Source organism: Actinocorallia longicatena (assembly GCF_039534125.1).
In the GTDB taxonomy this organism is placed as follows: Bacteria; Actinomycetota; Actinomycetes; order Streptosporangiales; family Streptosporangiaceae; genus Actinocorallia; species Actinocorallia longicatena.
In genome coordinates, this window is record NZ_BAAAUV010000001.1 from 278,825 (window position 1) to 305,552 (window position 26,728).

Genomic DNA, 26,728 nt, shown 5'->3' on the forward strand with positions numbered 1-26,728 from the left:
CGGAGGCACCCCCGCCCCGGAAGTGTTCGAGCGCTTCGCCGAGGACCGCCACGAGATGCCCGCGAAGACGGGGTGGCATACATTCGGAACGTCGATCGGTGAAGAACGAGGTCAGGGCGCGTGCGTCCGGGAGGTCAGCGGGTGCTCAGCAGGGAGCGGATCGTGCTGGCGGCGGTGACGCTGGTCGAGCGCGAGGGGGAGGCGGCGTTGTCGATGCGGGCCGTCGCGGGTGAGCTGGGTGTGGCGGTGATGTCGCTGTACAACCATGTGCCCAACAAGGGGGCCCTGCTCAGCGGGATCGCGCAGTACGTCATGGCGGGGCTCGACCTTCCCGATGACGAGAACCTCGACTGGAAGGACCGGGGGCGCAGCCTCGTGCACGCCTTCCGCGGGATCGCCCACGAGTACCCCGCCTGCATGACGATCGTCACAACGCACAGCGTCGAGTTCCCCGTCGGGATGAAGGCCGTGGAGCGGGCCCTGGCCGTCGCGGACGCCGCCGGGTTCGACGGTGCCACGTCGGTGCGCATCATGCGGGCGCTCATCGCCTACGCGCTCGGGGCTCAGCTGCGCGAGCTCGACATGGTCAAGATGCTCGACTACCTGCCCGACGCCGCCTCCTCGTTCGCCGAACTCGATCCCGTGCTCTACCCGCACGTGACGGCCTACGCCAAGGAGCTGACGGCGCACGACCCCGACAGCGACTTCGAATTCGGCCTCGACCTCCTCATCTCGGCGATCGACGGTCTGCCACGCCGCTGACCGGGAAGGATGCTCCTGTGATCCTGTTCCCGCGCCCGCGTGAGCTGTCCCTTGCCGAAGGCCTCGGCCCGGCGCTCGACCGCGTTCCGGAACCGCGCCGCACGCCGGGGATGGCGCCGGAGTCCTTCGCGGTCGACGGTCTCGTCCTGCGCCACGGCGACGACGCCGGGCTCCGGTACGGGCTGGCGCTGCTGGAGCAGATCCGCGCGCAGTGCACCGGCCGCTGGCCGCGGCTGCGGGTGCGCGACAGCCCCGACTTCCCCGTCCGCGGCTACCTGCTCGACGTCAGCAGGGGCCGGGTGCCGACCCGGACGACCCTCGGCCGGCTGGTCGAGCTGCTGGCCCTGGCCAGGTACAACCATCTGCAGCTCTACACCGAGCACACCTTCGCCTATCGCGACCACGAGCGGGTCTGGCGCGCCGCCTCCCCGATCACCCCCGCTGATCTTCGCTGGCTGGACGAGCGCTGTGCCGACGCGGGGGTCACTCTGGTCGCCAACCAGAACTGTTTCGGCCACATGGAACGCTGGCTATCGCACGAGCCGTATAGGGGGATGGCCGAGTCACCGGAGGGGACGGAATTCGGGGGTCTGCGGCTGCCCCCGTCGACGCTCCGGCCCGGTCCGGAGAGCGCCGGATTCGTCCTGGGGCTCCTCGCCGAGCTCCTGCCGAACTTCTCCGCCAGGACCGTCAACATCAACTGTGACGAGCCCGTCGACCTGGGGCTGGGTGCCAGCGCCGGGGACGCGGCCGCCAGGGGACGGTCCGCGCTCTACCTCGAACAGCTGCACCGGATCGCCGGCCCCCTGGTGGAGCAGGGGCGCGAGGTCCTGTTCTGGGGCGACATGCTGCGGTCCGACCCCGCCGCCGTGGAGGCCCTGCCGGCCGGGACGATCGCCCTGCCCTGGACCTACACCGCGCCGAGGACCGAGGCCCCTCCCCCGTTGCCCGAGCGCTACCGTCCCGTGCTCGAGGCGCTGACCGGCGGCGATCCGCTGGCGGTGCACGGCGCGGGCTTCGAACCGGCCGTCGCGCCGTTCGCCGCGGCGGGCCATCCGTTCTGGGTCACGCCGGGGACCTCGACCTGGAACTCCCTGGTCGGCCGGGTCGACAACGCCTACGGCAACATGGCCGACGCGTCGGTGGCCGGGCTGGCGCGCGGAGCGTCGGGGTACCTGGTCGCGGACTGGGGTGACAACGGCCATCTCCAGCCGCCGTCCGTCTCCTACCCGCCGCTGGTCTACGGCGGCGCGACGGCCTGGTGCGGTGCGGCCAACCGCGACCTCGACGTGCCCGCGGTCCTCGACCGCCACGTCTTCGAGGACTCCTCCGGCACTCTCGGGACGCTCCTCGACAGCGTCGGACGCCTCTGGACGGGCACCGGCCGATGGGGCTTCACCAGCAGCCCGCTCCAGGCGTCGCTGCTGCCCTCCCAGCCCCACATCGTCGCCGGCGAGACCGACCAGGACCTCGTCCGCCAGACGATCGCGACCCTCGACGGAGCCGCCGGCACCCTGCGCCGGGCCACCCCCCTGTGCTCCGACGCCATCGCGGTCCTCCACGAGCTCGAGGCCGCGATCCGCCTCGCCAGGCACGGCGCCCTCCGGCTCCGCGGAACCGTCCACGATCCCGCGGAGCTGCGCGCCGACCTGGCCGAGGCGATCGATCTGCACACCACCGCCTGGCACGGCAGGAGCCGGCCCGGCGGCCTCGACCTCGGCACCCGCGCTCTTCACCACACCCTGCGCGAGTACCGGGTCAGGCGTCTGTGATCACGCCGCGTGCTTCGCGCTGGCCTTGCCGTGCAGCGCGACCGTGCCCGAACGATGGATGACGATCTTCTTCATGGTGTCCCCTCCCAGCGGTTGAAACTTTCAACAGGGAGCACTATGACCAGCGGTCAAGGACCGTGACAACATCACCCGACGCGGCTGGCCTGTACCGGTCAGCGATGCGGGATTCGTGTCCGAAATATGGCACAAGATCTAAAAATCCCACCCGAATCTGCCCTAAAGTCGCAGCGGACGAACTCCCAGGGAGCCGACTTCGAAGGAGACAACCGTGGCGGTGGACAGCCGGGCCGAGACGTCCGAGCGGGCGGTGCCGGGCGCGGCGTTCGCCTGGGGGACGGTCCTGTTCGCGTCCTGGGTCGCCGTCGGCGCCCACATCGACGCCTGGGCGCACAACCACGGCAAGGTCGACACGAGCTTCTTCACCCCGTGGCACGCCCTCCTCTACACCGGCGTGCTCTGCACGATGGCCTACCTGGGCCTCGCCTCCCTGCGGGGGGTGCGCGCGGGACGGCCGCCGCTGAAGTCGCTGCCGGTGGGCTACCTCCAGTCGTTCGCCGGTGCCCTGCTGTTCGGCGGCTTCGGCGGCTTCGACCTCGTGTGGCACGAGCTCTTCGGGATCGAGAACGACGCGGTCGCCCTCTTCAGCCCGTCCCACCTGGGGCTGATGGTCTCCGGCTTCCTCATCGCCTCGGGGCCGTGGGTGCACGCCCGTGCGACCGGCGAGCGGACCGCGTCGTGGCTGGTCGTCATCTCGGCCGCGCTGTCGCTCAGCATGATCTGGTTCTGGGCGCAGTTCGCGCTGCCCTACGGCAATCCGTGGGCGGCCTACCAGGAGAACGACGCGGCCTTCACCCAGGGCATCCTCGGCATCCTGCTCGCCACCGCGACGCTCGTCGGCACCCTGCTCATGCTGCTGCGCCACTTCGAGCTCAAGCCCGGCTCGGTGACCGTGATCGTCGCGCTGCCCGCGATGCTCGACATCGCGGTCATCGGCCCCGAGCACCCGTTCGCGCTGCACATGTCGGTGCTGGCCGCCGGGCTGCTCGGCGACCTCGTCCTGTTCTTCGTCGGCACCGAGGGCCTCCGCGTGCGGATCACCGCGACGGCCATCCCGCTGGTCACCTGGTCGGTCTACTTCGCGACGATCGAGGCGGCCTTCGACGGCGGCATCGTGTGGGTCGTCCACGCCTGGACCGGCGCGATCACGGTCGCCGCGATCGCGGGGTACCTGCTCAGCATGCTCGCCTTCCCGCCGGAGCGCGTCACGCGCTGAGCGGAATCCGCTCACAGCGGGGACCGGCGCCTCCCGTCCCGGTGGTGAGCCAGGCTGGACTCCATGAGACTTCTGGTTCTGGGCGGTTCGGAGTTCGTGGGACGGGCGGTCGTCGAGGAGGGGTCGCGCACCGGCTGGAAGGTCACGACCTTCAACCGGGGCACGCATCCGGCCCCCGAGGGCGTGACGGCCCTGCGCGGCGACCGGCTGGCGGATCTGTCGGCGCTGGAGCGCGGCGAGTGGGATCTGGTGGTCGACACCTGGTCGCACGCGCCCTCGGCCGTCCGCGCGTCGGCCCGCCTGCTCGCCGGGCGGGCCGGGCACTACAGCTACGTGTCGACCCGGTCGGTGTACGCCTTCCCCACCCCGGCGGACGCCGCGGAGGACGCACCCCTCGTCGAGGGCGATCCCGGCGGCGGCGAGTCCGGCTACGACGTGATGAAACGCGGTTCCGAGCTGGCCGTCGAGGAGTCGTTCGGCGACCGGGCGGCCTTCGTGCGGGCCGGGCTGATCCTCGGCCCGCACGAGAACATCGGGCGGCTGCCGTGGTGGCTGACCCGCATCGCGCGGGGCGGCCCCGTCCTGGCACCCGGCCCCGCCGACGGCGGGATCCAGTTCGTCGACGCCCGCGACCTCGCCGCATGGACGCTCGCCAACCCCTCCTTCTCCGGCCCCTGCGACCTGGTCAGCCCGGTCGGCCACGCCTCGATGCGCGATCTCCTGGAGGCCTGCGTGGCCGCGACCGGCTCGGACGCCGACCTGCGCTGGACCGACCCGGAGACGATCCTCGCCGCCGGTGTCGAACCGTGGACGGAGCTGCCCTGCTGGATCCCGCCGGGTCCCGGCCACGACGGCATGCACGGAAGCGACGTCTCCCTCGCCCTGTCCACCGGCCTGCGCTGCCGCCCGGTCACCGAGACCGTCGCCGACACCTGGACCTGGCTCCGCTCGATCGGCGGCCGGGCCCCCCAGCGCCCCGACCGCCCGCCCGTGGGCCTCACCGCTGAGACCGAACGCCGGGTGCTGGCCCTCTAGACCAGCAGGTCGCCGAGGGAGGTGCGGCGGTAGAGGACCTGGCGGCGGTCGCGGCGGGGGGCGAGAAGGCCGGCGTCCTTCAGGACGGTCAGGTGGGCCGAGACCGTGGACGGGCTGAGCCCGTGGCGGCGGGCCAGGGCCGTGGTGGACGCGGGCTCGGCGAGGTCGAGCAGGAGCGCGGCCCTGGCCCTGCCCAGGAGGCGTTCGAGCGCCTCCGGGGGGTGGGCGGGGCGCGACCACAGTTCCGCGATGCCGCGGGCGGCGTACATGACCGCGGGCAGGCCGGGGCCGCCGGTGCCGATCGCCCGGTTGGGCCAGATGAAGGCGCTCGGCATGAGGACGAGCCCGGTGCCCTCCAGCTCGTAGGAGTCCTCGGTGAAGTGCTCGATCATGAGGGTGCCGTCGCGCCAGGAGAAGGCGTTGTCGAGGGCCGAGGCGAGGCTCTCCAGGCCCCCCTGGGCCAGGAGGCGGGCGTGGTAGGCGATGTCGCGGTCGAGCAGGTCCGAGAGCTGCGGCCAGTACGGTTCGACGATCAGCTCCCAGGCCAGCCCCAGCTCGTCGGCGAGCAGCCGGCGGGCCTCCTGCGGGTCCTCGGCCAGGTCGAGGGCGATCCGGCGCAGCGCGGGTTCGCGCTGGTCGGCGGCCGAACGCAGCAGCTCTTCCCGGACGAAGCCCGGATCGGCGCTCCGGATCCCGGCCAGCTCCTCGTCCATCGAGGTGATCGGCCCGCCGGGGGCCGGGGCGAGGAACTCCGGGGTCCAGCCGCGCAGCGGCTGGAGGGCGATCAGGCGGGTGAACTTCGGCCGGTGCGGCAGCGCCCGGCGCAGCCAGGGCAGGTGCATGGGCTGGGTCCGGGGATCGTGCAGCACCCGCACCGCGTGCAGGGTCTCCAGGGCGGTGGAGACCGCGAACCGGCAGCGGAGCAGGTCGGCCGGGGTGAATCTGAGGGCGTACATCGCATCCGATTCGTTCCGAAGCGAATCATTACCGTGAATCAGAGTATCCGGCCACAGTTCGCCTCATGACCGCCGTTCCCGAGCAGGCCCGCCTGCGCTACCGCGACGCCTTCGCCGTCCGCGAGTTCCGGGCGATCTTCGCCGCCCATGTGATCTCCTTCGTGGGAATGATCATGGCCGAGTTCGCGACGACCGTGCTCGTGTACCGCAAGACCGGCTCGCCGCTGCTCACCTCGCTGGTCTTCGCCCTCGCCTTCCTCCCCCACCTGTTCGCCGGGACGTTCCTGTCCTCCCTGGTCGACCGGATCCCGCTGCGGCGCCTCATGACCGGCTGCACGCTGGCCACGGCCGCGCTGGCGGGGATCATGGCCGTCCCGGGGATGCCGGTGCCCGCGCTCCTCCTCCTGGTCTTCATGATCGGCATGGTGAGCCCGATCCTCGGCGGGGCCAGGGCCGCGACCCTGCCCCAGGTCATGCCGGGGCCCGCCTACGTTCCCGCGCGGAGCATGCTGCGGGTGGTCACCCAGTCGGCCCAGGTCTTCGGGCTCGGGGCGGGCGGGCTCCTGCTCACCGTGATCGAGCCGCACACGGCCCTGCTGCTGGAGGCGTGCGCGTTCGTGGTGGCCGCGATGCTGCTGCGGTTCGGCACGTCCGAGCGGCCGCCCGCCCCCTCCGACGGGACCTCGATGGTGAAGGACTCCCTGTCCGGCATCCGCGACGTCCTGAGCCTGCGGCCGCTGCGCCGCAACCTCCTGCTCGGCTGGACGGTCTCGATGCTGTCGGTCGCTCCGGAGGCCCTGGCGAACCCCTACGCCGCCGAGGCCGGGTTCGACACCGCCAGGCTCGGCCTGATGATGGCCGCCCTGCCTCTCGGCTGCACCGTCGGGGAGTTCGCCGGCATGTGGCTGATGTCACCGTCCCGGCAGGTCAGGCTGATCGCCCCGCTGGCCGCGGTCGTCCTGGTGCCGTTGCTCGGCTACGCCCTGACCCCCGGTATCGCGGGCGTCATGCTGATCCTCTTCGTCTCCGGGGCGGGAATCGCCTACCACCTCGGCCAGGACCACCACCTGCTGGAGAGCACTCCCGAGGCGCTGCGGTCCCGGGCGCTGGCCCTCCAGACGACCGGGCTGATGTTCTTCCAGGGCGTCGGGTTCGCGGGGGCGGGAGCCGCGGGGCAGTTCGCGTCGGTGTCGGTGATCGTCCCGGTGTGCGCGGTGCTGGGCCTGCTCGCCCTCGCCGCGCTGCGGCCCTCCCCGCCTCTGAAAGCCTGAAGCTCCGGACGTTTAGGCCTCCTCCGCCGGGCACGGCTCGAAGAACACACCCGACGAAGGAGGCGAAGAGATGACCACCATCGAGCACACCGTCGACGTTGCCGTTCCGGTGCGCACCGCCTACAACCAGTGGACCCAGTTCACCGAGTTCCCGGAGTTCATGGAGGGCGTCGACCAGGTCGATCAGCTCTCCGACACCAGGACGCACTGGAAGACCAGCATCGCCGGGATCAAGCGCGAGTTCGACGCCGAGATCACCGACCAGCGTCCGGACGAGCGGATCGCCTGGCAGTCCGTCGGCGAACCGCACCAGGCGGGCGTCGTGGCCTTCCGCTTCCTCGACCCGACGCACACCCGGGTGGCGCTGAGGATGATCTTCGCGCCGGAGGGCATCGTCGAGAAGGCCGGGGACAAGACGAACCTCATCGAGCACCGGGTCAAGGGCGACCTCGACCGCTTCAAGAAGTTCATCGAGCAGCGGGGCACCGAGTCCGGCGGCTGGCGCGGAACCGTCTAGGACTCGCTCCTGACCGCGTAGCCCGGCACTGACGGCCAGCGGACCGTCAGGACCACGGATTCCTCCTCGGCCTTCCAGGAGTGATCGACGCCGTGTCCCCACACCACGTAGTCACCCTGGCGGTCGAGGAGGACGCTCCGCCCGGGCACCTCGACCCGGAACCTTCCGCTGATCAGCACCAGCAGCGCGGTACGGTGCTCGCCCCTGACCCATTCGGCGCGTTCGTCGCCCGCCGGGTGCACTCCCCACTTGATCTCGACGTCCTCGCTGTGCCGGGCGTCGCCCTCGGGCTTGAAATGCCCGAGCAGCCACCCCCGGTCGGAGAGCGCGTCGACGCTGGCGTTTCCGGTGTAGATGTCGTCGGCCACGGGATGCGACGCTAGCGCATCAGGGCGTGGTTCTCGGCGTCGGCGCGGTGGAGACGGGCCGCGAGGGCGCGAGCGATGGACCAGCGTAGGGCGTCGACGAGGCGGGCGTTCTCGCGTTCCAGGCGGGTGAGGTTCGCGGTGGTGAGGACCTCGCAGCGGGTGGGGCCCTCGGCGACGATGCGGTGGGCGTGCCCGGTGTCGTCCAGCAGGGCGAGGCGGCCGACGGCCGTGCCGGGGCCCATCGAGGTCTCCCGGACGGCCCTGCCGCCGACCACGACCTCGCGGGCCAGGCCGCCGGACAGGATGAAGGCCAGCGCGGCGACGTCCTCGACCAGGCGTTCGCCCGGCTGGTAGTCACGGGTCTCCAGGTAGTCGCGCAACGCGTAGACCAGGTCGTCGTCCAGGGCCCGCAGAAGGTCCTGCTCGTGCAGGGAGACGCTGTGGCGGGCGGCGTCCTCGGCGGCGAGGAGGGCGTCCTCGCAGAGTTCGAGCGCGGCGTCGCGGGTGGCCGCGACGATCGCCGACGGCAGCGGGACGCCCTGCTCGGAGTCGACGACGACCATGGTGATGCCGCGTTCGCCGAGCTTGGCGGCCATCGCCTCGAGAAGGGTCGCGGCGACGGTCTGGACGCGCCCGGCGCGGAGCAGGTCGAGGATCACCCAGCGGACCGACTCGGTGTCGGCGGTGATGGTGCGCACGACCTCCTCGGCGGCGTTGAAGGCCAGGTCCCCGCGGACCTCGTAGACCGCGATGGCCCGGCCGGCCCGGGTGAGGGCCGCGCGTTCGTCGTGGCAGCGGACCCGGGAGGAGTGGGCGGTGTCGCCGCGCAGGGTCCGGTGGAAGACCGGGCCCGGACGCTCGGTGGGCCGCATCAGGTGCAGGCCGAACCGTCCCGACAGCTCCTGGCAGGCGGCGACGCCGCGGACGCTGTTGCCGCGCGGGTCCAGCGGCGGGGAGAAGACGCCGAGCCCGAGCTGGGAGGGCAGGGCGGCGATGAGGCCGCCCGAGACCCCGCTCTTGGCGGGCAGCCCGGCCCGCATCAGCCACTCCCCCGCGTAGTCGTAGGTGCCGCAGGTCGCCATCACGGTCAGCGCCCCCGCCGCGGCCTCGACGCTGACGACCTGCTGCCCGGTGATCGGGTTCACGCCGCCGCCGGCGAGGGTGGCGGTCATGACGGCCAGGTCGCGGGTGGTGACCAGGGTCGAGCACTGGGCGAAGTAGACCGTCAGGGAGTCGTCGACGTCGCAGCGGAGCGAGCCCGCCCCGTGCATGAGGTAGGCGAGAGCCCGGTTGCGGTCGCCGGTCGCGGCCTCCGAGACCAGGACCTTGTGGTCGACGGCCAGCGGACGCCCCGCGAAGGCCGACAGCCCGGCGAGGATCCGGTCCAGCCGGGCCTCGGCGTCGGCGCCGTCGACCAGCGAAGAGGTGACGATCGCCCCCGCGTTGACCATCGGGTTGTAGGGGCGGCCGGTCTCCGGCTCGAGCCGGACGGCGTTGAAGGCGTCGCCCGTCGGCTCCACGCCCACCTGCTGGAGGACCCGTTCCATTCCCCGGTCCTGGAGCGCGAGGGCGTAGACGAACGGCTTGGACACCGACTGGATCGTGAACGGCACCTCGGTGTCACCGGCCTCGTACAGGACGCCGTCCAGGGTCGCGACCGCCACTCCGAACCACTCCGGGTCGGCCTTCCCGAGTTCCGGGATGTAGGTCGCGACCTCCCCGCCCCGTTCCTCCTGGAGGCGTCCGTGCAGGTCGTTCAGGAGGTCATGGATCGGGCTGATGATCGTTCCGCTCACGGCCCAACTCTAGACGAACCGATTCAGCCTGATTTCGTGAGGTTCGCGGTACCGACGATGTCGCCGCCGTCGTAGCGGTAGCGGAGGGTCTGGCCGTCGAGGGTGAGCAGGATCAGGCCGCCGCTGCAGCCGTCGGCGGGCTCCAGGTTCATGCGGACGGCGGCGGCGCCCTGGGCCTGGTTGAAGGAGATCGGCTGGTCGCAGGTGCTTCCGCCGGTGGCGGCGAACGTGCCCTTGGTCAGGCCCGCGTTGACGGTGAGCGTCAGGCCGAAGGAGCCGTTGTTGTTGTCGGTGACGGTGCCCGTCCAGGTTCCGGCGAGCGCCGCGGGCACCCCGGGCGGGGCGGACGTGGAGACCGAGGCCGTGGGCGTGGTGGGAGCGGGCTTCGCGCCCTTGTCCCGCTCGCCCTCCGGCCACAGCAGGACGGCCGCGACGAGGACGGCCGCCAGCGCGGCCGCGCCGAGGACGATCGGGCCCCTCCGGCGGCGCCGCACCCGGAGGTTGCGCGGCAGCGGGATCGGCGTGGACTGCACACCGGGCTCGGTCCGCTGGGGGTGGCCCTGCTCGTAGGGCTGGACGAACGGCTGCGGCTGCGGGAGGGGCAGCGGCTGCTGCGGCGTCGGCGCGGGGGTCGTCAGGTGGGCGTTGCGCGACGGCGAGATCAGCGAGGTGACCAGGACGTGCGCGTCGGGGCGGCGGCCGGGGTCCTTGTCCAGGCAGGAGCGCAGGACCTGCTGGAGTTCGGGCGGAAGCGCCGACAGGTCCGGTTCGAAGGTGAGGATGCGCTGGTAGATGAGGGCGACGGTGTCCGCGCTGAACGGGTGCCTGCCGGTCGCGGCGAAGGCGATGGTCGCGGCCCAGCCGAACAGGTCGGAGCGGGCCGAGATGGCCTCGCCGCGCAGCAGTTCGGGCGGCACGTAGCCGGGAGTGCCGAACGTGACGGTCGAGGTGCCCGCGTCGACGGGCCTGGCGATGCCGAAGTCGACGACGCGCGGCCCGTCGGGGCCCAGCAGCACGTTGGCGGGCTTGAAGTCCCGGTGGATGACCCCCGCGTCATGGATGGCCGCCAGCGCCGAGGCCGTCCCGACCGCGAGCCTGACCAGGTCACCGCCCTGCAGCGGCCCGCTCTGCTGGATCCGCTCCTGGAGGGAGGGCCCGTCGACGAACTCGCTGACGATGTAGGACTCGTGGAAGGCGATCACCTGGGCGGTGCAGAAGGGGTTGACCCTCTTCACGGCCTCGAACTCGCGCTCGAGCCGGCGCTTGGTCGCCGGGTCGGTGTAACCCTTCAGCACCTTGACGGCGACCTTCAGGCCACCGGGACCGATGCCGAGGTAAACAGTGCCTTGTCCGCCCTCACCGAGGCGTCGGACCAGGTCGTACTCTCCGAGCCTGCGGGGGTCGCCGGGCTCCAGGGGGGCGGCCATGCGCCCAACGATAACCCGGCGCGTCCCGAAGTCACCCGGTGACGATCATTTTGAAATCCTTACGTCCTTCCCGGCCGTGCGTCCTCCTCGCCGATCTCCCGCAGGACCGGGTCGGGCTCCTCCTCGTGGAGGAGCTGGTCGAAGGACTCCCCCTCGCGCTGCTCGTCGGCCGTGTCGCCGAACCCCTGCCCGGCCGACCAGCGGTCGGGCGGGGAGATGCCCTCGTCCAGCTCGTCGGCCGACAGGTCGTCGGTGGACAGGGAGTCGGCGGGGTCGAGGCCGCCGTCGTAGTAGTCGCCGTTCTTCTCGCTCATACGACCCCCCTTCCCTGCTTCAGCGCACCTTCACCCCGGCGCCGATGAAGAAGATCCCCGGATATCCCCTCGTCTCGAACCCCTTGCTGGGGTTGGCGCTGAGTTTCGCGTGGTCGAGGACCAGGGTGCCGGTGCGGTCGTTGGACACGAAGAAGATGGCCCCGCCGCCCTCGCGGGCGCTGTTCCCGGTGATCCGGCTGCGCAGGACGGTGATCGTGAACAGGTTCCCGTCGGCGTAGATCGCGCCGCCGCTGCCGCCGCCCTGGGTGCCGGGGCGGGAGGGGTTGGCGCCGGATCCGATCGCCCGGTTGCCGGTGAAGGTGCTGTCCTCGATCCGCCAGGACGTCCCGATGCCGCTGATCGCCCCGCCGTTGGAGCAGACGCCGTCCTTGAAGGTGCTTCCGGAGACCCCGACCGCGCGGCCCTGATACTGGGAGAGCACACGCAGTGCGGCCCCGCCCAGGTCGGGCCCGCTGGGGTCGCAGCGGTTGCCGGTGAAGCGGACTCCGGCGACCTTCAGCCGGCCGCCCCTGACGAACACGGCGCCTCCGCCGCCGCCCTCGGCGGTCTCGCCGGTGGAGTTCCCGTCGGCGAAGCCGATGTTCTGGAGGGTCAGCCGGGGAGTGGCCTGGTCCTGGCAGTGGCTGGTGGTCCAGCCGAGTTCCTGGTCGCAGGTGTTCTGGTAGAGGATGCGGCGGCTGCCGCCGCCGCTCAGGGTGACGAGCCCGCCGCCGTCCAGGACGACCTGGGAGGAGGAGTTCCTGACCTTGGCGGTGGCCGTCATGGTGATCGTCATCGGGTCGGGGCCGCAGGAGAAGACGATCACTCCCCCGGCGGCGACGGCCTTGACGACGGCCTCCGAGGTGCAGCTTCCGGGAGTCCCGTCGCCGACCGTCCGGTCCGGGCGGGCGACGTCCGCCGAGCGCGGGTCCCGTCCCGGCACCGCCGCGGCGGGAGCGTGCTTGGGCTGGACGGCGGGCTCGGGCGGCTCCGGCGGCGTGGTGGCCCGCGCGGCCAGCGGGGTCGCCGGCGCGGTTCCGGTGGCCTCGGGCGGGTCCTCGCCGGAACCGCAGGCCGCGGCCGTGAGGGTGACGGCGAGCAGGACCGGGACGGCCCATCGGGTCAGCACGGCCGACAGCCTAGGCCAGCAGGGCGGCCCTGGCCATGGTGCGCAGGAGCGGGGACATGGCGGCAGGGTCCAGAGTGACGGCGCTGTAGGGGGTGGAGTTGAGGAGACCGAAGACGGCGTGGACGGCCGCTCGGGTCTGATCCTCGGGCCTGGGGTTGAGCGCGCCGACGACGCGGACCCATTCCTCCAGGTAGGCGCGCTGGAGGCGGCGGACCTCGCGGCGCTGCGGGGCGGGCACGTTGTCGAGTTCCCGTTCGTGCACGGTGATGAGCGACGGGTTGCCGAGGGCGAAGGCGATGTGCCAGTCGAGCAGGGCCCCGAGGGGGTCGGGAGATTCGGCGGCGCGGCGGACGCCCTCGTCGTGCAGGCGGACGGAGATGTCCAGCAGGACCTCGGCCAGCAGGTCCTCCTTGCCCCTGAAGTGCCGGTAGAGGGCGGGGCCGGTCAGCCCGACGGCGGCGCCGAGCTCGCCGATGGACACGCCGTGGTATCCGCGGCGGGCGAAGAGGTCCGCGGCCGCGATCAAGATCTGCGCGCGCCGGTCCTGGGTAGGTGTCCCCATGGACCGAGTGTAGACGAACTCGGTTAATGGTGATTAACATCTGTTTTGTTAGTGGTCATTAACTTCTGAGGAGTGCCGGTGGGAGTGCTGCCGGCCCGCGCGGATGTCGCGGGCGAGCCCTACAAGCGGAACGCCGAGCTCAACCGCGCGCTGGTCGGCGAGCTGCGCGACCGGCTGGCCGCGGCCGCGCTCGGCGGGCCGGAGAAGTCCCGGGCCCGGCACGTGGGGCGCGGCAAGCTCCTGCCGCGCGAGCGGGTCGACCGGCTGCTCGACCCCGGCTCCCCCTTCCTCGAGCTGTCGCCGCTGGCCGCGAACGGGCTGTACGGCGACGCCGCACCGGGCGCGGGCATGATCACCGGCATCGGGCGGGTCTCGGGCCGCGAGGTCGTGGTGATCGCCAACGACGCGACCGTCAAGGGCGGCACCTACTTCCCGATGACGGTCAAGAAGCACCTGAGGGCGCAGGAGGTGGCGCTCTGCAACCGGCTGCCGACGATCATGCTGGTCGACTCCGGCGGCGCGTTCCTGCCGATGCAGGACGAGGTGTTCCCCGACCGCGAGCACTTCGGGCGGATCTTCTACAACCAGGCGAACCTGTCGGCCCTGGGCGTCGCGCAGATCGCGGCCGTCCTCGGGTCGTGCACCGCAGGCGGGGCCTACGTGCCCGCGATGAGCGACGAGAACGTGATCGTCCGGGAGCAGGGAACGATCTTCCTGGGCGGGCCGCCGCTGGTGAAGGCCGCCACCGGCGAGGTCGTGACGGCCGAGGAGCTGGGCGGCGGGGATCTGCACTCACGGGTCTCCGGCGTGACCGATCATCTGGCCGACGACGACCCCGACGCCCTGCGGATCGTCCGGGAGATCGTCGCCACCCTGGGCCCGAGGCACGGACGGCCGTGGGAGACCGTCCCGGCCGAGGCTCCGCTGTACGACGCCGAGGAGCTGTACGGGATCGTCCCGCCGGACACGCGCACCCCCTACGACGTCCGCGAGGTGATCGCCCGGCTGGTCGACGGGAGCCGCTTCACCGAGTTCAAGAAGGAGTACGGCACGACCCTGGTGACCGGGTTCGCCCACCTGGAGGGGCATCCGGTCGGGATCATCGCCAACAACGGCATCCTGTTCGCCGAGTCCGCGCTCAAGGGCGCGCACTTCATCGAGCTGTGCGACCGGCGCTCGATCCCCCTGGTCTTCCTGCAGAACATCTCCGGGTTCATGGTCGGCCGCGACTACGAGGCCGGGGGCATCGCCAAGCACGGCGCGAAGATGGTCACGGCCGTCTCCTGCGCGCGGGTGCCGAAGTTCACCGTCGTGATCGGCGGCTCCTACGGCGCGGGCAACTACGCGATGTGCGGACGCGCCTATTCGCCCCGGTTCCTGTGGATGTGGCCGAACGCGCGGATCTCGGTGATGGGCGGTGAGCAGGCCGCGTCGGTGCTGACGACCGTCGGGGACACCGACGCCGACGCCATCCGCGAGCAGTACGAGCAGCAGGGCAACCCCTACTACTCGACGGCCCGCATCTGGGACGACGGAGTGATCGATCCCGCCGACACCCGCCGGGTCCTCGGCCTTGCCCTGTCCGCCGCGGCCAACGCGCCGCTCGACGACGTCGGCTACGGCGTCTTCCGGATGTGACTGAGATGTTCTCTACCGTACTGATCGCCAACCGGGGCGAGATCGCCGTCCGGATCCAGCGGACCCTGCGCGAGCTCGGCGTCCGGGCGGTGGCCGTCTACACCGCCGACGACGCCGCCGCGCCCTTCGTCAGGAACGCCGACGACGCCGTGGAGATCCCCTCCTACCTGGACGCCGCCGCGATCATCGCCGCGGCCGTCGTGTCCGGGGCGGAGGCCGTCCATCCGGGTTACGGCTTCCTGTCGGAGAACGCCGGGTTCGCCCGTGCCTGCGCCGAGGGCGGTTTGGTGTTCATCGGGCCTCCGGCCTCGGCGATCGAGGCCATGGGCGACAAGATCCGGGCCAAGCAGATCGTCGCCGCGGCCGGGGTGCCCGTGGTGCCCGGCCGCGACGAGGCCGGTCTCGACGACGATCAGCTCGCGGCGGCGGCGCTCGAGGTCGGGCTGCCCGTCCTGCTGAAGCCGTCCGCGGGCGGCGGCGGCAAGGGCATGCGGCTGGTGCGCGATCCCGCCGAGCTCCCCGAGGCGATCGCCTCGGCCCGCCGCGAGGCCGCGACGGCCTTCGGCGACGACACGATCCTGGTCGAGCGGTTCGTGGAGAACCCCCGGCACATCGAGATCCAGATCTTCGCCGACGCCCAGGGCAAGACCATCCACATGGGCGAGCGCGAGTGCAGCCTCCAGCGCCGCCACCAGAAGATCATCGAAGAGGCGCCGTCGCCGCTCCTGACGGCAGAGCAGCGCGAGCGGATGGGCGCCAGCGCGGTGGCCGCCGCCCAGGCCGTCGGCTACGTGGGCGCCGGGACCATCGAGTACATCGTCTCGGCCGACCGGCCCGACGAGTACTTCTTCATGGAGATGAACACCCGGCTCCAGGTCGAGCACCCGGTCACCGAGGAGGTCACCCACCACGACCTCGTGGAGCTGCAGATCAGGGTCGCCGCGGGCGAGCGGCCGAAGCTCTCCCAGGGGCGGACCGTGCTCCATGGGCACGCGATCGAGGCCCGGGTCTACGCCGAGGACCCCTCGCGCGGCTTCCTGCCGACCGGGGGGCGCGTCCTGTCCCTCAGCGAACCGCCGGGCGACCACGTCCGGATCGACACCGGGATCGGCGAGGGCGACGCGATCAGCAGCCGCTACGACCCGATGATCGCCAAGGTGATCGTCTGGGGGGAGACGCGCGCGGAGGCCGTCCGCGATCTCGACCGGGCGCTCGCCGGCTACTCCCTGCTCGGGGTGCAGACCAACATCGGCTTCCTGCGCAAGCTGCTCGCCCGGCCCGAGGTCGTCGCGGGCGAGCTCGACACCGGGCTCGTCGAGCGGGTCCTGCCGGAGCTGACCGCCGAGGAGCCGGTGCCCGGCTGGGTCCTGGCGGCGGCGGCGCTGGAGCGGACGGCCTCGCTCACCGGAGACGATCCCTGGGACCGCGCCGACGGCTGGCGGCTGGGCGCACCGGCGTTCACCCCGCACCAGCTCGTGGTCAACGGTGCGACCTTCCTGGTGCGGACCACGGGGCTGCCGTCCTCGGCCGAGCTCGCGATCGGCGACGCCGCGCCCGTCCCCGCCGCGCTGGCCGGCCCCGGACGGCTGACGTTCGCCGGACGCCAGTACCGCTACAGCTCCACGGTCGCGCCGGACGGCACGGTCTGGATCGGCCGCGACGGCCTGACCTGGGCCGTCCGCGAGGAGGAAAGGACGCTGCGCGGCGGCGGAGCGGCCTCGGGCGGAGGCGTCCTGCGCAGCCCGATGCCGGGAACCGTCCTGGCGGTGAAGGTCGCCGAGGGCGACGTCGTCACCGAGGGCCAGCCGATCGTGATCGTCGAGGCGATGAAGATGGAGCACACCGTGACCGCGAGCGTCGCGGGGACCGTGGCGCGGCTCGCGGCACGGACAGGAGCACAGGTGGCGCTCGACGCCGTGCTCGCCGAGATCACCCCCGAGGGAGGTGCCTGATGGAACTGCCGCAGCGGGTCACGATCTACGAGGTCGGCGCGCGGGACGGCCTGCAGAACGAGGAGGCGATCGTTCCCGTCGAGGTCAAGGCCGAGTTCCTGGGCCGGCTCGCCGACGCGGGCCTGACCACGATCGAGGCGACGAGCTTCGTGCACCCCAAGTGGGTGCCGCAGCTCGCCGACGCCGCCCGGCTGCTGGAGATCACCGAGCGCCGGCCGGGGGTGAACTACCCGGTGCTGGTCCCGAACGAGCGCGGCCTCGACCGGGCACTGGAGTCCGGGGTCGAGGAGATCGCGATCTTCGGCAGCGCGACCGAGACCTTCGCCCGCAAGAACCTGAACCGGTCGATGGACGAGCAGTACGCGATGTTCGCGCCGACCGTCGAGCGGGCCCTCGCCGCGGGCCTGCGGGTGCGGGCCTACCTCTCCATGTGCTTCGGCGACCCGTGGGAGGGCGCCGTCCCGGTCGGCCAGGTCGTGGCGGCCGGGAGGAGGCTGCTGGAGATGGGCTGTTACCAGCTCAGCCTCGGCGACACCATCGGGGTCGGCACGGCGGGGCACGTCCAGGAGCTGATCGCGGCGTTCGGCGGGCCGTCGCGGCTCGCCGTCCACTTCCACGACACCTACGGGCAGGCCCTGGCGAACACGCTGGCCGCCCTGCAGTCCGGCGTGACCACGGTCGACGCCTCGGCCGGCGGCCTCGGCGGCTGCCCCTACGCCGAGAGCGCCACCGGCAACCTCGCCACCGAAGACCTCGTCTGGATGCTCGACGGGCTCGGCATCGAGCACGGAGTGGATCTCGACGCCCTCGTCACCACCAGCGTCTGGATGGCGGAGCGGCTCGGCCGCCCCTCCCCCTCCCGCGTCGTCACCGCAAGGAGCCCCAAATGATCGACTTCTCGCTCGACGAGGAGCAGACCGCGCTCAAGGAGAGCGTGGCGGAGTTCGCCCAGAAGATCGTCGCACCCGTGATCGGGGACCTGTACGAGAAGCAGGAGTTCCCCTACGAGATCGTCGCCGGGATGGGGAAGATGGGCCTGTTCGGCCTGCCGTTCCCCGAGGAGCACGGCGGCATGGGCGGCGACTACTTCACCCTCTGCCTGGCCCTGGAGGAGCTCGCCAGGGTCGACTCCTCGGTCGCGATCACCCTCGAGGCCGGGGTCTCGCTCGGTGCGATGCCGATCTACAAGTACGGCACCGACGAGCAGCGCAGGACCCTGCTGCCGCAGCTCGTCACGGGCGAGAGGCTGGCGGCCTTCGGGCTGACCGAGCCCGGCGGCGGCTCCGACGTCCCCGGCGGGATGCGCACCACCGCCAGGCTCGACGGCGACAGCTGGGTGATCAACGGCTCGAAGGCGTTCATCACCAACTCCGGCACCGACATCACGGCCTTCGTCACCGTCACCGCGCTGACCGGTGAGAACGAGATCTCCACGATCGTGGTCCCGAACGGCACCCCGGGCTTCTCGGTCGCGCCGAAGTACTCCAAGGTCGGCTGGAACTGCTCCGACACCCACGAGCTGTCCTTCTCCGACGTGCGGGTCCCGGCCGCCAACCTGGTCGGCGAGCGGGGCCGGGGCTACGCCCAGTTCCTGCGGACCCTGGACGAGGGCCGGATCGCGATCGCGGCCCTGTCGGTCGGGCTCGCCCAGGGCTGCGTCGACGAGTGCCTGCGCTACGTGCAGGAGCGGCAGGCGTTCGGGCAGGCCATCGGGAAGTACCAGGCCATCCAGTTCAAGATCGCCGACATGGAGGTGCGGGCCTGGACGGCGCGTGCCGCCTACTACGCCGCGGCGGCCAAGATGCTGGCGGGCGAACCGTTCAAGAAGGAGGCCGCGATCGCCAAGCTGGTGGCCTCGGAGGCGGCGATGGACAACGCCCGCGACGCCACGCAGGTCTTCGGCGGCTACGGGTTCATGAACGAGTTCCCCGTCGCCCGGTTCTACCGCGACGCGAAGATCCTGGAGATCGGCGAGGGCACCACCGAGGTCCAGAAGATGATCATCTCTCGTCAGCTGGGGGTCGGCGCGTGATCGGGCTGATTCGGCACGGGAACGTCGCCGAGATCCGGCTGGACCGGCCCGAGGCGCACAACGCGCTGTCGACGGCGATGGCCGTGCGGCTGGCGGAGGCCTGCCGCGAGGTGGCGGCCGACACCGGGGTGCGGGCGGTCGTGCTGGCGGCGTCCGGGGAGAAGGCGTTCTGCGTCGGCGCGGATCTCAAGGAGCGCGCCGGGATGTCCGACGAGGAGCTGATGCGGCAGCGGCCGCTGTTCCGGGCGGCGTTCGGGGCGGTCCTCGATCTTCCGCAGCCGGTCGTCGCGGCCGTCCACGGGTTCGCGCTGGGCGGCGGCATGGAGTTCGCACTGTCGTGCGATCTCATCGTGGCCGATCCGTCGGCGGTCTTCGGGCTGCCGGAGGTGTCGGTCGGGCTGGTCCCCGGCGGCGGCGGCACCCAGCTCGCCCTGCGCAGGATCGGCCCGGCGAAGGCCGCCGACCTGGTCCTGACGGGCCGGCGGGTGCCCTTCGAGGAGGCCGTGGCACTCGGCATCGTCGACCGGAGCGCGGAGCCGGGCAAGGTCCTCGAGACCGCGCTGGACCTCGCCGCGACGATCGCGGCCAACTCCCCCGTCGCGACCCGCGCCGCCAAGCGGGCGCTGCGCGCCGGGGCCTCCCTCGACCTGGGCGCGGCCCTCGACGTGGAGGAGAACGCCTGGCGCACCGCAGCCCTGTCACCCGATCGGCGCGAAGGCATCGCCGCCTTCAACGAGAAGCGCCGCCCGAACTGGCCCGGAGTCTGACTGATGAACGAAGGCGCGCTGCTGTGGGAGCCGTCGAACCCCGATGCGACGCGGGTCGGCGCGTTCATGCGCGGGCTGCCGTCGCAGCCGCGGACCTATGACGAGCTGTGGCGCTGGTCGGTCGGCGACCTCGACGGGTTCTGGGAGGCGGTCTGGCGCCACTTCGACGTCGCCGGCGACCGGGGCGACGGCCCGGTCCGCTCCGGCGGCGCGATGCCCGTCGACGGCCTGCGCTGGTTCCCCGGCGCGCGCCTGAACTACGCCGAGAACATGCTCCGGCCCGCCTCCGAGCGCCCGGACGCCGTGGCGGTGGTCTACCGGACCGAGGGCGGCCCCGACGAGACCCTCACCTGGCGGGCCCTGGAGGACCAGGTCGCCAGGGCCAGGGCCGGGCTGCTGGCCCTGGGCGTGGGGGCGGGCGACCGGGTGGTCGGCTATGTGCCCAACCGGCCCGAGGCGCTGGTCGTCATGCTGGCGGCCGCCTCCCTCGGCGCCGCCTGGTCGTCGTGCTCGCCGGACTTCGGCGCGCCGAGCGTGATCGACCGGTTCCAGCAGATCGAGCCCAAGGTCCTGCTCGCCGTGGACGGCTACGCCTACAACGGGAGGCGGTTCGACCGGTCGGATGTCGTCGCGGAGATCCGGGCGGCGCTGCCCACCCTGACGGCGACCGTCACGCTCGGCGCCGCGGGAGAGGGCCTCCTGTCCTACGACGGGTTCCTGCGGCCGGGCGCTCCCGCCTATGACCGGGTGCCGTTCGATCAGCCGCTGTGGGTCCTGTACTCCTCCGGCACGACCGGGCTGCCCAAGCCGATCGTCCACGGGCACGGCGGGATCGTCCTGGAGCACCTGAAGTCGCTGAGCCTGCACCAGGACCTCGGCGAGGGCGACGTCTTCCTCTGGTACACCACGACCGGCTGGATGATGTGGAACTACCTGGTCAGCGGGCTGATGCTCGGCGCGACGATCGTCTTGTTCGACGGGGCGCCCACCGGTGACGCCCTGTGGCGGCTGGCCGCTGAGACCCGGACGACCCATCTCGGGCTGGGCGCGCCCTACATCATGGCCTCGCGCAAGGCCGGGATCGAGCCGTCCGGGCTGGAGGCGCTGCGGGTGATCGGCTCGACCGGTTCCCCGCTGCCGCCCGAGGGGTTCGACTGGGTGTACGAGCACGTCAAGCGGGACGTCCTGCTGGGCTCGCTGTCCGGCGGCACCGATGTCTGCACGGGCTTCGTCGGGCCCTCGCCGCTGCTGCCCGTCCGGGCGGGGGTGATCCAGTGCCGCGCCCTCGGCGCCAAGGTCGAGGCCTTCAACCCCGACGGCAACGCGGTGCTCGACGAGGTCGGCGAGCTCGTCCTCACCGAGCCGATGCCGTGCATGCCGGTGGCCTTCTGGAACGACCCCGGCCGGGAGCGCTACCGGGAGGCCTACTTCGCCGACTTCCCCGGCGTCTGGCGGCACGGCGACTGGATCAAGATCCTTCCCGACGGCGGCTGCGTGATCTACGGCCGGTCCGACTCGACCCTCAACCGGGGCGGCATCCGGATGGGGACCAGCGACTTCTACCGGGTCGTCGAGGCCTTCCCCGAGATCGCCGACAGTCTCGTCATCGACACCGGGCGGCTCGGCGCGGAGGGCACCCTGCTGCTCTACGTGCAGCTCGCCAAGGGCGAGGAGCTCACGGATGATCTCCTCGCCCGGCTGAAGACGGCCCTGCGCTCCGACCTGTCGCCCCGGCACGTCCCGGACCGGATCGTCACGGTGCCGGGGATCCCGCGGACCCTGTCGGGCAAGAAGCTGGAGGTGCCCGTCAGGAAGATCCTTCAGGGCGCCGACCCGGCCGAGGCCGCCAACCGCGACTCACTGGCCAACCCCGAGGTCCTGGACCATTTCCGGCCCTGACGGGCGGATGCCGCGCAGCCGCCGGACCGAGGGCGTCAGCAGCAGGGCCGCGCAGACCGCGAAGCTGACTCCGGCCGAGACGAACAGCAGGTCGCGGGCGTTCACCACGTCCGCGACCGGCCCCACCAGGGCCTGGCCCACCGCGACGCCCGACACCGATCCGGCCATCTCATAGGCGGTGACCCGGTTGATGACGTCCGGGGCCACCTGGGTCTGCACGCTCGTCGACCACATCACCGCCCAGAACGCCCAGGCGGCGCCGCCGACGAGGTGTCCCGCCATCAGCAGGGGCAGCGGCAGTTCCAGCGCCGCCGACAACGGGATGAACCCGAACCCGATCATCGCGACGGCCCCGGCGGCCAGCGGCCTGGACGGCCGGAAACGGATTGCGACCAGCCCGCCGAGGACCGTTCCGGTGCCGAGCCCGGCCATCGCCCAGCCGTAGGCCGCGTCCCCGAGGCGCTCGCCGATCAGCCGGGAGCCGAGCGGGATGTAGGGGCCGAAGACCAGCAGGCCGAAGAACATCCAGATGACGATCACCGCGCACATCCAGGTGCGGGACCGGAACTCCGACCAGCCGCGGCGCAGGTCGAGCAGGACGCTCGACCGCTCCGTCCGCGCGCCCGCGGAGACCGGCCGCAGCAGCGCCAGGCACAGGGCGCTGAAGGCGTAGGTCCCGGCGTTCAGGGAGTACACCACCCCGGCGCTGGACATCGTCATCACCACACCGGCGATCACCGGCCCGGCGAGCTGGGCCGCCGCATCGGCGATCTTGAGGGTGGCGTTGGCGCGCTGCGGGTCCCGCGCGACCAGCGGCACCATCCCGTTGACGCCCGGCTGGAACATCGCGGCGGCGGTTCCGGCGAGGAAGGAGCAGGTGAGCAGGAGCCAGAGCGAGGGCGTCCCGGTGAAGAAGGCCACCGCCACGACGCCCTGGGTGACGATCCGGACGACGTCGGCGCCGACCATCATCGCCCGGGCGCCGATCCGGTCGGCGAAGACCCCGCCGAACAGGATGAACAGGACGAACGGGGTGGTGAAGCTGGCCAGAACGTACCCCACGCCCGAGACGCCGTAGATGGCTCCGACGGCGAGGGCGGCGGCGACCTGCATCATCGCGTCACCCAGCAGGGAGACGGATCTGGCGCCGAAGTAGAGCGAGAAATCCCTGGTCCAGAGCGTGGGAGGGGTGGCGAGCGGCTTGGCGCAGTCGATGACGGCGGTCATGTCGGGGACTCCATGACACCTTATTCTGGACATCCGGCACGACGATCACAGGCGCCCGCAACGCCATCATTGGGTACATTCGTGCCATGAAGCATCGCGTGGTGACCTTCGTCAGCCCGCTCCAGGAGCTCTACACCGTGACCTGCGCCTCAGCGGTCTTCGGGTACCACGGTCCGGACATCCCCCAGCACTACGACTTCCAGGTCTGCGCCGAGCGTCCGGGGCCGGTGGCGACGACCGTCGGCGCCGACCTGCTCGTCGAGCGGGGGCTGGAGGCGATGGAGGAGGCCGACACCCTGCTGATCGCGGGCTGGTGCGGCGGCCCCGACGTCTCCGTCGAGGTCGTCGAGGCCGTCCGGGCGGCGCACGGGCGCGGCACGCGGATCGTCGCGATCTGCTCGGGCGTCTACCTGCCGGCCGCCGCGGGCCTGCTGGACGGCCGGACCGCCGCGATCCACTGGGACCTGACCGCCGACTTCGCCCGGCGCTTCCCCCGGATCCGCGCCGACAAGAGCGTCCTGTACGTCGACCACCGCGACGTGGCGACGGCGGGCGCCTCGGGCACCACGATCGACCTGTGCCTCGGCCAGGTCCGCCGCGAGCACGGCGCGGCGCTGGCCATGCGCATCGGCCGCCAGTTCTCCGCTCCCCCGCACCGCGAGGGCTGCCAGCGCCAGTACCCCGAGCTCCCGACCGCGGGTCCCGTCCCCGACTCCCTCGCCCCTCTGCTCGACTGGATCACCGCCAACCTCGATCGGCCGCTGACGATCGAGGACATGGCCGCCCGCACGGGCATGTCGCCCCGCACCCTCAGCCGCCACTTCGTCGACCAGCTCGGCATCTCCCCCGGCCGCTGGCTCCTCGACCGCCGCATCGCCAGCACCCGGGCCCTGCTCGAGGAGACCGACCTGCCGATCGAGACGATCGCCAAGCGCGTGGGCCTCTCCTCGGCCGTCAACCTCCGCCGCCGCTTCCACAACGCCCTCGACACCACCCCGGCGAGCTACCGCAGCTCCTTCCGCCCCACCTCCTGAGGGCGTCAGAGGGCGGAGCGGATGATCCTGCCCTCGGGGTCCTTGGGGAGGGCGGGGACGAGGCGGACGGTGCGCGGGTACTTGTAGGGGGCGACCTGGGAGCGGACGAAGGTGCGCAGCTCGTCGGGGGTGGCGGTCATGCCGTCGCGCAGGACGACCGCGGCCGCGACCTCCTCGCCGAGCGCCTCGTCGGGGACCGGGTGGACGGCCGCCTCGGCCACGGCGGGGTGCTCGAGCAGGACGGTCTCGATCTCGCCGGGGTAGACGTTGAGGCCGCCCCGGATGACGAGGTCCTTGCTGCGCCCGGTGATGAAGTAGTAGCCGTCCTCGTCGCGCTCGGCGAGGTCGCCGGTGAACAGCCAGCCGTCCCTGACCACGCGCGCGGTCGCGTCGTCGGCCTTCCAGTAGCCCTTCATCAGGTTCTCGCCCCTGATGACGATCTCCCCGTCGACGAGGTCCATCTCGACGCCGGTCATCGGGGTGCCGATCGACCCGGCCTTCCGGCCGAGCTTCGGATGGTTGAACGAGGCGACGGGCGAGGTCTCCGACAGCCCGTACCCCTCGTACACCGGCGTCCCGAACTCCGCCTCGAACCGCTCCAGCAGGGCGACGGGCAGCGAGGAGCCGCCGGACACGCAGGTGCGCAGCGCGGGGAGGCCCTCGTGCCCGGACGCGAGGAGACCGGCGAGCATCGTCGGCACCGCGAGGAGCACCGAGACCCCGTGGCGCCGCATGAGCTCCAGGGCCTTGCCCGGGGTGAACCGCGGTACCAGGACGAGCGTCGCGCCCCGGGAGACGGCCGATCCGAGCGTGCAGGTCAGCCCGAAGGCGTGGAAGAACGGCAGGCAGCCGAGGATCACGTCGTCCGGGCCGAGGTCCAGCAGCTCGTCGGCGACGACCCGGGCGTTCGACCCGACGTTGGCGTTGCTGAGCTGGGCCCCCCTGGACACACCCGTCATCCCGGCCGTGTAGATGATCACGGCGATGTCGTCGGCGGCGCGTTCGGCGGGCTCCGCCGGTTGCCCGCCGGTGAGCTGGGTGGCGTAGGCGTCGACGCCCAGCACCACGGCGCCGAACCGGGTCTCCGCACCGGCCTGGTGCTCGCCGACGACGAGGAACCGGGCCCCGGAGTCGCCCACGTAGTGGGCCACCTCACGCTCCTTGCAGAGCGGGTTGACCGGCACCGCGATGCCCCCGGCGAGCTGCACCCCGTAGAAGACGATCGCGAAGGCCGGCACGTTCGGCAGCATGACCGCGACCCGGTCACCGGCCTCGAGGCCGCGTTCCCTCAGGTCTCCGGCCACCCGCAGGGCGAGGTCCAGGAACTCCCGGTAGCCGATGGTCCGGTCCTCGAAGACCAGTGCCGCCCTGTCGCCGTGTTCCTCTGCGCTGACGACGAGTTCCCGCCCCAAAGTGCTCACTTCCCGAGCATAAGGGGAGGCGAATATGAATTTGATTCAGGATTCGGCGATCAGTGCCGTGCCGATCGTCCGGAACCCGAGCCGTCCGTACATCCGGGCGACGTCCGCGTCCCCGGCCGACAGGAAGATCGTCTCCACCCCGCGCGCTCTGGCGTCGGCGACGAGCACCGCGGTGACGGCGTAGGCCATGCCCTCGCGCCGCCGGGACGGCAGCGTGCCCACCCCGACGATCTCGCTGACCGTCCCGACCGGCTGGTGCTGGCCCGAGCAGAGGGCGACACCGTTCTCCGTCGCGGCGGCGAGGACCGTCACCCCGGCCCGCATCCGGCGCCCGGTCTCCTCGGCGGGGCCGTCCCCGAGCTCAGCGATCTTCGCGGCCAGTTCCCCGGCCCCCGCCGCCCCGATCGCCGTCCCCGGATCGCCGAAGGCGAGATGGAGCAGGGCCGTCGCCGACGGCAGCACCGGGTCATCCGGGTCGACGATCCGCACCCGCGGATCGTCGGCGGCCGGTCCGGCGCCGTCGAGGACCATCAGGGGATGCTCGTGGACCTCCAGGCCCGCCGCCTCGACGGCCGCCCGCAGCCACGGCGTGGTCTCCGCGATCCACTCGAAGGCCTCCGGCACCCCGAGCTCCCGCTGGCGTTCCCGCACCCGCAGCACATCGGCGGCGCCCGCCTCGCCCTCGCCCTTCCTGGCCGGACGCGCGTAGTACGGCATCCCCGCCCGCTCGCGGACGAAGAGCGTCAGCGCCCCGAAGTCCTCGGCCCGCGCGGCGGAGCGGGGCACCGCGTCGTAGTAGTCCTCGAGCCGCTCCAGCAGCTCCGCACGATCGGAATTTTTCACGCCGACACCCAACCAGACGGCGCGCGGCGGAGGCCACCGATTTTGAGCGGGCTCGGTATTGAGCGGGCTCGGTATTGCGCGGGCCTCACTCGAACGGCGCGGGGTCTCCGGCTCCGACGCGGAGGATCTCGGGCTCGCCCTGGGACAGGTCGACGACCGTGGTGGGGACGTCGCCGCACTCCCCGGAGTCGATGACCGCGTCGATCACATGATCGAGCCGGTCCTTGATCTCCCAGCCCTGGGTCATGGGGTCGGAGTCGCCGGGCAGGATCAGGGTGCTCGACAGCAGCGGCTCCCCCAGCTCGGCGAGCAGGGCGTGGGCGACCACGTGGTCGGGGATGCGGACGCCGACCGTCTTCTTCTTGGGGTGCATCAGCCGGCGCGGCACCTCCTTGGTCGCGGGGAGGATGAAGGTGTAGCTGCCCGGCGTCGCGGCCTTGATCGCGCGGAAAACCGAGTTGCTGATCTGGACGAACTGGCCGAGCTGGGCGAAATCCTTGCAGACCAGGGTGAAGTGATGGCCGTCGTCGAGCCGGCGGATCTCCCTGATCCGCTCGATCCCCTGCACGTTGTCCAGCCGCGAGCCCAGCGCGTAGCAGGAGTCCGTGGGATAGGCGATCAGCCCGCCGGACCGCAGCAGCTCGACCACCTGGCCCACGATCCGCGGCTGGGGGTTCTCGGGATGCACGTCGTAGTACTTGGCCATGAACGC

The 26,728-nt window shown here is 72.0% G+C and carries 24 protein-coding genes; 13 read left to right on the forward strand and 11 right to left on the reverse strand.

The genetic code is table 11. The features are described from left to right. Window positions 1-120 precede the first annotated feature (120 nt). The 4 genes from ABD785_RS01240 (at window position 121) to ABD785_RS01255 (ending at window position 4,863) form a co-directional block, all read left to right on the forward strand. Complete coding sequence (locus ABD785_RS01240; RefSeq protein WP_344821239.1) at window positions 121-762, forward strand: TetR/AcrR family transcriptional regulator; 642 nt, start codon at window positions 121-123, stop codon at window positions 760-762. Window positions 763-779: 17 nt separating this feature from the next. Beyond that, window positions 780-2,534 (forward strand): hypothetical protein, encoded by a 1,755-nt coding sequence (locus tag ABD785_RS01245; RefSeq protein ID WP_344821240.1) that lies wholly within the window; start codon window positions 780-782, stop codon window positions 2,532-2,534. Between the two features lie 289 nt (window positions 2,535-2,823). Next, on the forward strand, window positions 2,824-3,828 hold the full coding sequence (locus ABD785_RS01250) for a hypothetical protein (RefSeq protein ID WP_344821242.1): 1,005 nt from the start codon (window positions 2,824-2,826) through the stop codon (window positions 3,826-3,828). A 63-nt stretch (window positions 3,829-3,891) separates the two neighbouring features. Further along, window positions 3,892-4,863, forward strand: coding sequence for an NAD-dependent epimerase/dehydratase family protein (locus ABD785_RS01255; protein ID WP_344821243.1), 972 nt, complete (start codon window positions 3,892-3,894; stop codon window positions 4,861-4,863). Here ABD785_RS01255 and ABD785_RS01260 read toward each other — a convergent pair. After that, window positions 4,860-5,819, reverse strand: a complete 960-nt coding sequence (locus ABD785_RS01260) for a winged helix-turn-helix domain-containing protein (RefSeq protein ID WP_344821245.1) — start codon at window positions 5,817-5,819, stop codon at window positions 4,860-4,862. The two genes, ABD785_RS01255 and ABD785_RS01260, sit on opposite strands and share 4 nt — an antisense overlap. 65 nt (window positions 5,820-5,884) lie before the next feature. Between ABD785_RS01260 and ABD785_RS01265 the strand changes: the two genes are divergently transcribed. Next, window positions 5,885-7,090, forward strand: coding sequence for an MFS transporter (locus ABD785_RS01265; protein ID WP_344821246.1), 1,206 nt, complete (start codon window positions 5,885-5,887; stop codon window positions 7,088-7,090). A 70-nt stretch (window positions 7,091-7,160) separates the two neighbouring features. Beyond that, window positions 7,161-7,607, forward strand: coding sequence for an SRPBCC family protein (locus ABD785_RS01270; protein ID WP_344821247.1), 447 nt, complete (start codon window positions 7,161-7,163; stop codon window positions 7,605-7,607). On the opposite strand, the gene ABD785_RS01275 is transcribed toward ABD785_RS01270, so the two are convergent. Genes ABD785_RS01275 through ABD785_RS01300 form a run of 6 tightly spaced genes read right to left on the reverse strand, consistent with a single transcriptional unit; the run spans window position 7,604 to window position 13,203 of the window. After that, window positions 7,604-7,975 carry a cupin domain-containing protein gene (locus ABD785_RS01275; protein WP_344821248.1) on the reverse strand — a complete coding sequence of 124 codons (372 nt, stop codon included), beginning with the start codon at window positions 7,973-7,975 and terminating at the stop codon, window positions 7,604-7,606. The genes ABD785_RS01270 and ABD785_RS01275 overlap by 4 nt on opposite strands. Before the next feature lie 11 nt (window positions 7,976-7,986). Beyond that, window positions 7,987-9,771, reverse strand: coding sequence for a glutaminase A (gene glsA / locus ABD785_RS01280; protein ID WP_344821250.1), 1,785 nt, complete (start codon window positions 9,769-9,771; stop codon window positions 7,987-7,989). Window positions 9,772-9,794: 23 nt separating this feature from the next. Then, window positions 9,795-11,198, reverse strand: a complete 1,404-nt coding sequence (locus ABD785_RS01285; RefSeq protein WP_344821252.1) for a serine/threonine-protein kinase — start codon at window positions 11,196-11,198, stop codon at window positions 9,795-9,797. A 59-nt stretch (window positions 11,199-11,257) separates the two neighbouring features. Further along, complete coding sequence (locus tag ABD785_RS01290; RefSeq protein WP_344821253.1) at window positions 11,258-11,512, reverse strand: hypothetical protein; 255 nt, start codon at window positions 11,510-11,512, stop codon at window positions 11,258-11,260. 19 nt (window positions 11,513-11,531) lie between these two features. Next, window positions 11,532-12,641, reverse strand: a complete 1,110-nt coding sequence (locus ABD785_RS01295; RefSeq protein WP_344821254.1) for a hypothetical protein — start codon at window positions 12,639-12,641, stop codon at window positions 11,532-11,534. 10 nt (window positions 12,642-12,651) lie between these two features. After that, on the reverse strand, window positions 12,652-13,203 hold the full coding sequence (locus ABD785_RS01300) for a TetR/AcrR family transcriptional regulator (protein WP_344821255.1): 552 nt from the start codon (window positions 13,201-13,203) through the stop codon (window positions 12,652-12,654). 84 nt (window positions 13,204-13,287) lie between these two features. Here ABD785_RS01300 and ABD785_RS01305 point away from each other — a divergent pair, with 84 nt between their 5' ends. From ABD785_RS01305 to ABD785_RS01330, 6 genes are read left to right on the forward strand one after another with little or no spacing between them, the layout of a single operon-like run. Beyond that, entirely contained in the window at window positions 13,288-14,841 is a 1,554-nt protein-coding gene (locus tag ABD785_RS01305; protein ID WP_344821776.1) for a carboxyl transferase domain-containing protein, read from the forward strand. A gap of 5 nt (window positions 14,842-14,846) precedes the next feature. Then, complete coding sequence (locus tag ABD785_RS01310) at window positions 14,847-16,793, forward strand: acetyl/propionyl/methylcrotonyl-CoA carboxylase subunit alpha (RefSeq protein WP_344821256.1); 1,947 nt, start codon at window positions 14,847-14,849, stop codon at window positions 16,791-16,793. After that, window positions 16,793-17,683, forward strand: coding sequence for a hydroxymethylglutaryl-CoA lyase (locus tag ABD785_RS01315; protein WP_344821257.1), 891 nt, complete (start codon window positions 16,793-16,795; stop codon window positions 17,681-17,683). Before ABD785_RS01310 ends, ABD785_RS01315 begins: the two co-directional genes overlap by 1 nt. Then, on the forward strand, window positions 17,680-18,825 hold the full coding sequence (locus ABD785_RS01320; protein WP_344821258.1) for an acyl-CoA dehydrogenase family protein: 1,146 nt from the start codon (window positions 17,680-17,682) through the stop codon (window positions 18,823-18,825). The genes ABD785_RS01315 and ABD785_RS01320 overlap by 4 nt, the downstream gene beginning before the upstream one ends. Continuing rightward, the gene (locus ABD785_RS01325) at window positions 18,822-19,592 is read left to right on the forward strand and encodes an enoyl-CoA hydratase/isomerase family protein (protein WP_344821260.1); all 771 of its coding nucleotides are present in this window, start codon (window positions 18,822-18,824) and stop codon (window positions 19,590-19,592) included. The genes ABD785_RS01320 and ABD785_RS01325 overlap by 4 nt, the downstream gene beginning before the upstream one ends. A gap of 3 nt (window positions 19,593-19,595) precedes the next feature. Continuing rightward, window positions 19,596-21,491 (forward strand): acetoacetate--CoA ligase, encoded by a 1,896-nt coding sequence (locus tag ABD785_RS01330; protein WP_344821261.1) that lies wholly within the window; start codon window positions 19,596-19,598, stop codon window positions 21,489-21,491. Here ABD785_RS01330 and ABD785_RS01335 read toward each other — a convergent pair. After that, on the reverse strand, window positions 21,450-22,718 hold the full coding sequence (locus ABD785_RS01335; protein ID WP_344821262.1) for an MFS transporter: 1,269 nt from the start codon (window positions 22,716-22,718) through the stop codon (window positions 21,450-21,452). The genes ABD785_RS01330 and ABD785_RS01335 overlap by 42 nt on opposite strands. Window positions 22,719-22,804: 86 nt before the next feature. Between ABD785_RS01335 and ABD785_RS01340 the strand changes: the two genes are divergently transcribed. Further along, a complete protein-coding gene (locus ABD785_RS01340; protein ID WP_344821263.1) occupies window positions 22,805-23,752 on the forward strand; it encodes a GlxA family transcriptional regulator in 948 nt (315 codons plus the stop codon). Between the two features lie 5 nt (window positions 23,753-23,757). Here ABD785_RS01340 and ABD785_RS01345 read toward each other — a convergent pair whose 3' ends face one another. From ABD785_RS01345 to ABD785_RS01355, 3 genes are all read right to left on the reverse strand, one after another. Further along, the gene (locus ABD785_RS01345; protein ID WP_344821264.1) at window positions 23,758-25,173 is read right to left on the reverse strand and encodes an AMP-binding protein; all 1,416 of its coding nucleotides are present in this window, start codon (window positions 25,171-25,173) and stop codon (window positions 23,758-23,760) included. A 36-nt stretch (window positions 25,174-25,209) separates the two neighbouring features. Beyond that, window positions 25,210-26,016: a GNAT family N-acetyltransferase gene (locus ABD785_RS01350; protein ID WP_344821265.1), complete on the reverse strand. Its 807-nt coding sequence runs from the start codon at window positions 26,014-26,016 to the stop codon at window positions 25,210-25,212. Window positions 26,017-26,101: 85 nt separating this feature from the next. Beyond that, complete coding sequence (locus ABD785_RS01355) at window positions 26,102-26,722, reverse strand: L-threonylcarbamoyladenylate synthase (protein WP_344821266.1); 621 nt, start codon at window positions 26,720-26,722, stop codon at window positions 26,102-26,104. Between the last annotated feature and the right edge of the window lie 6 nt (window positions 26,723-26,728).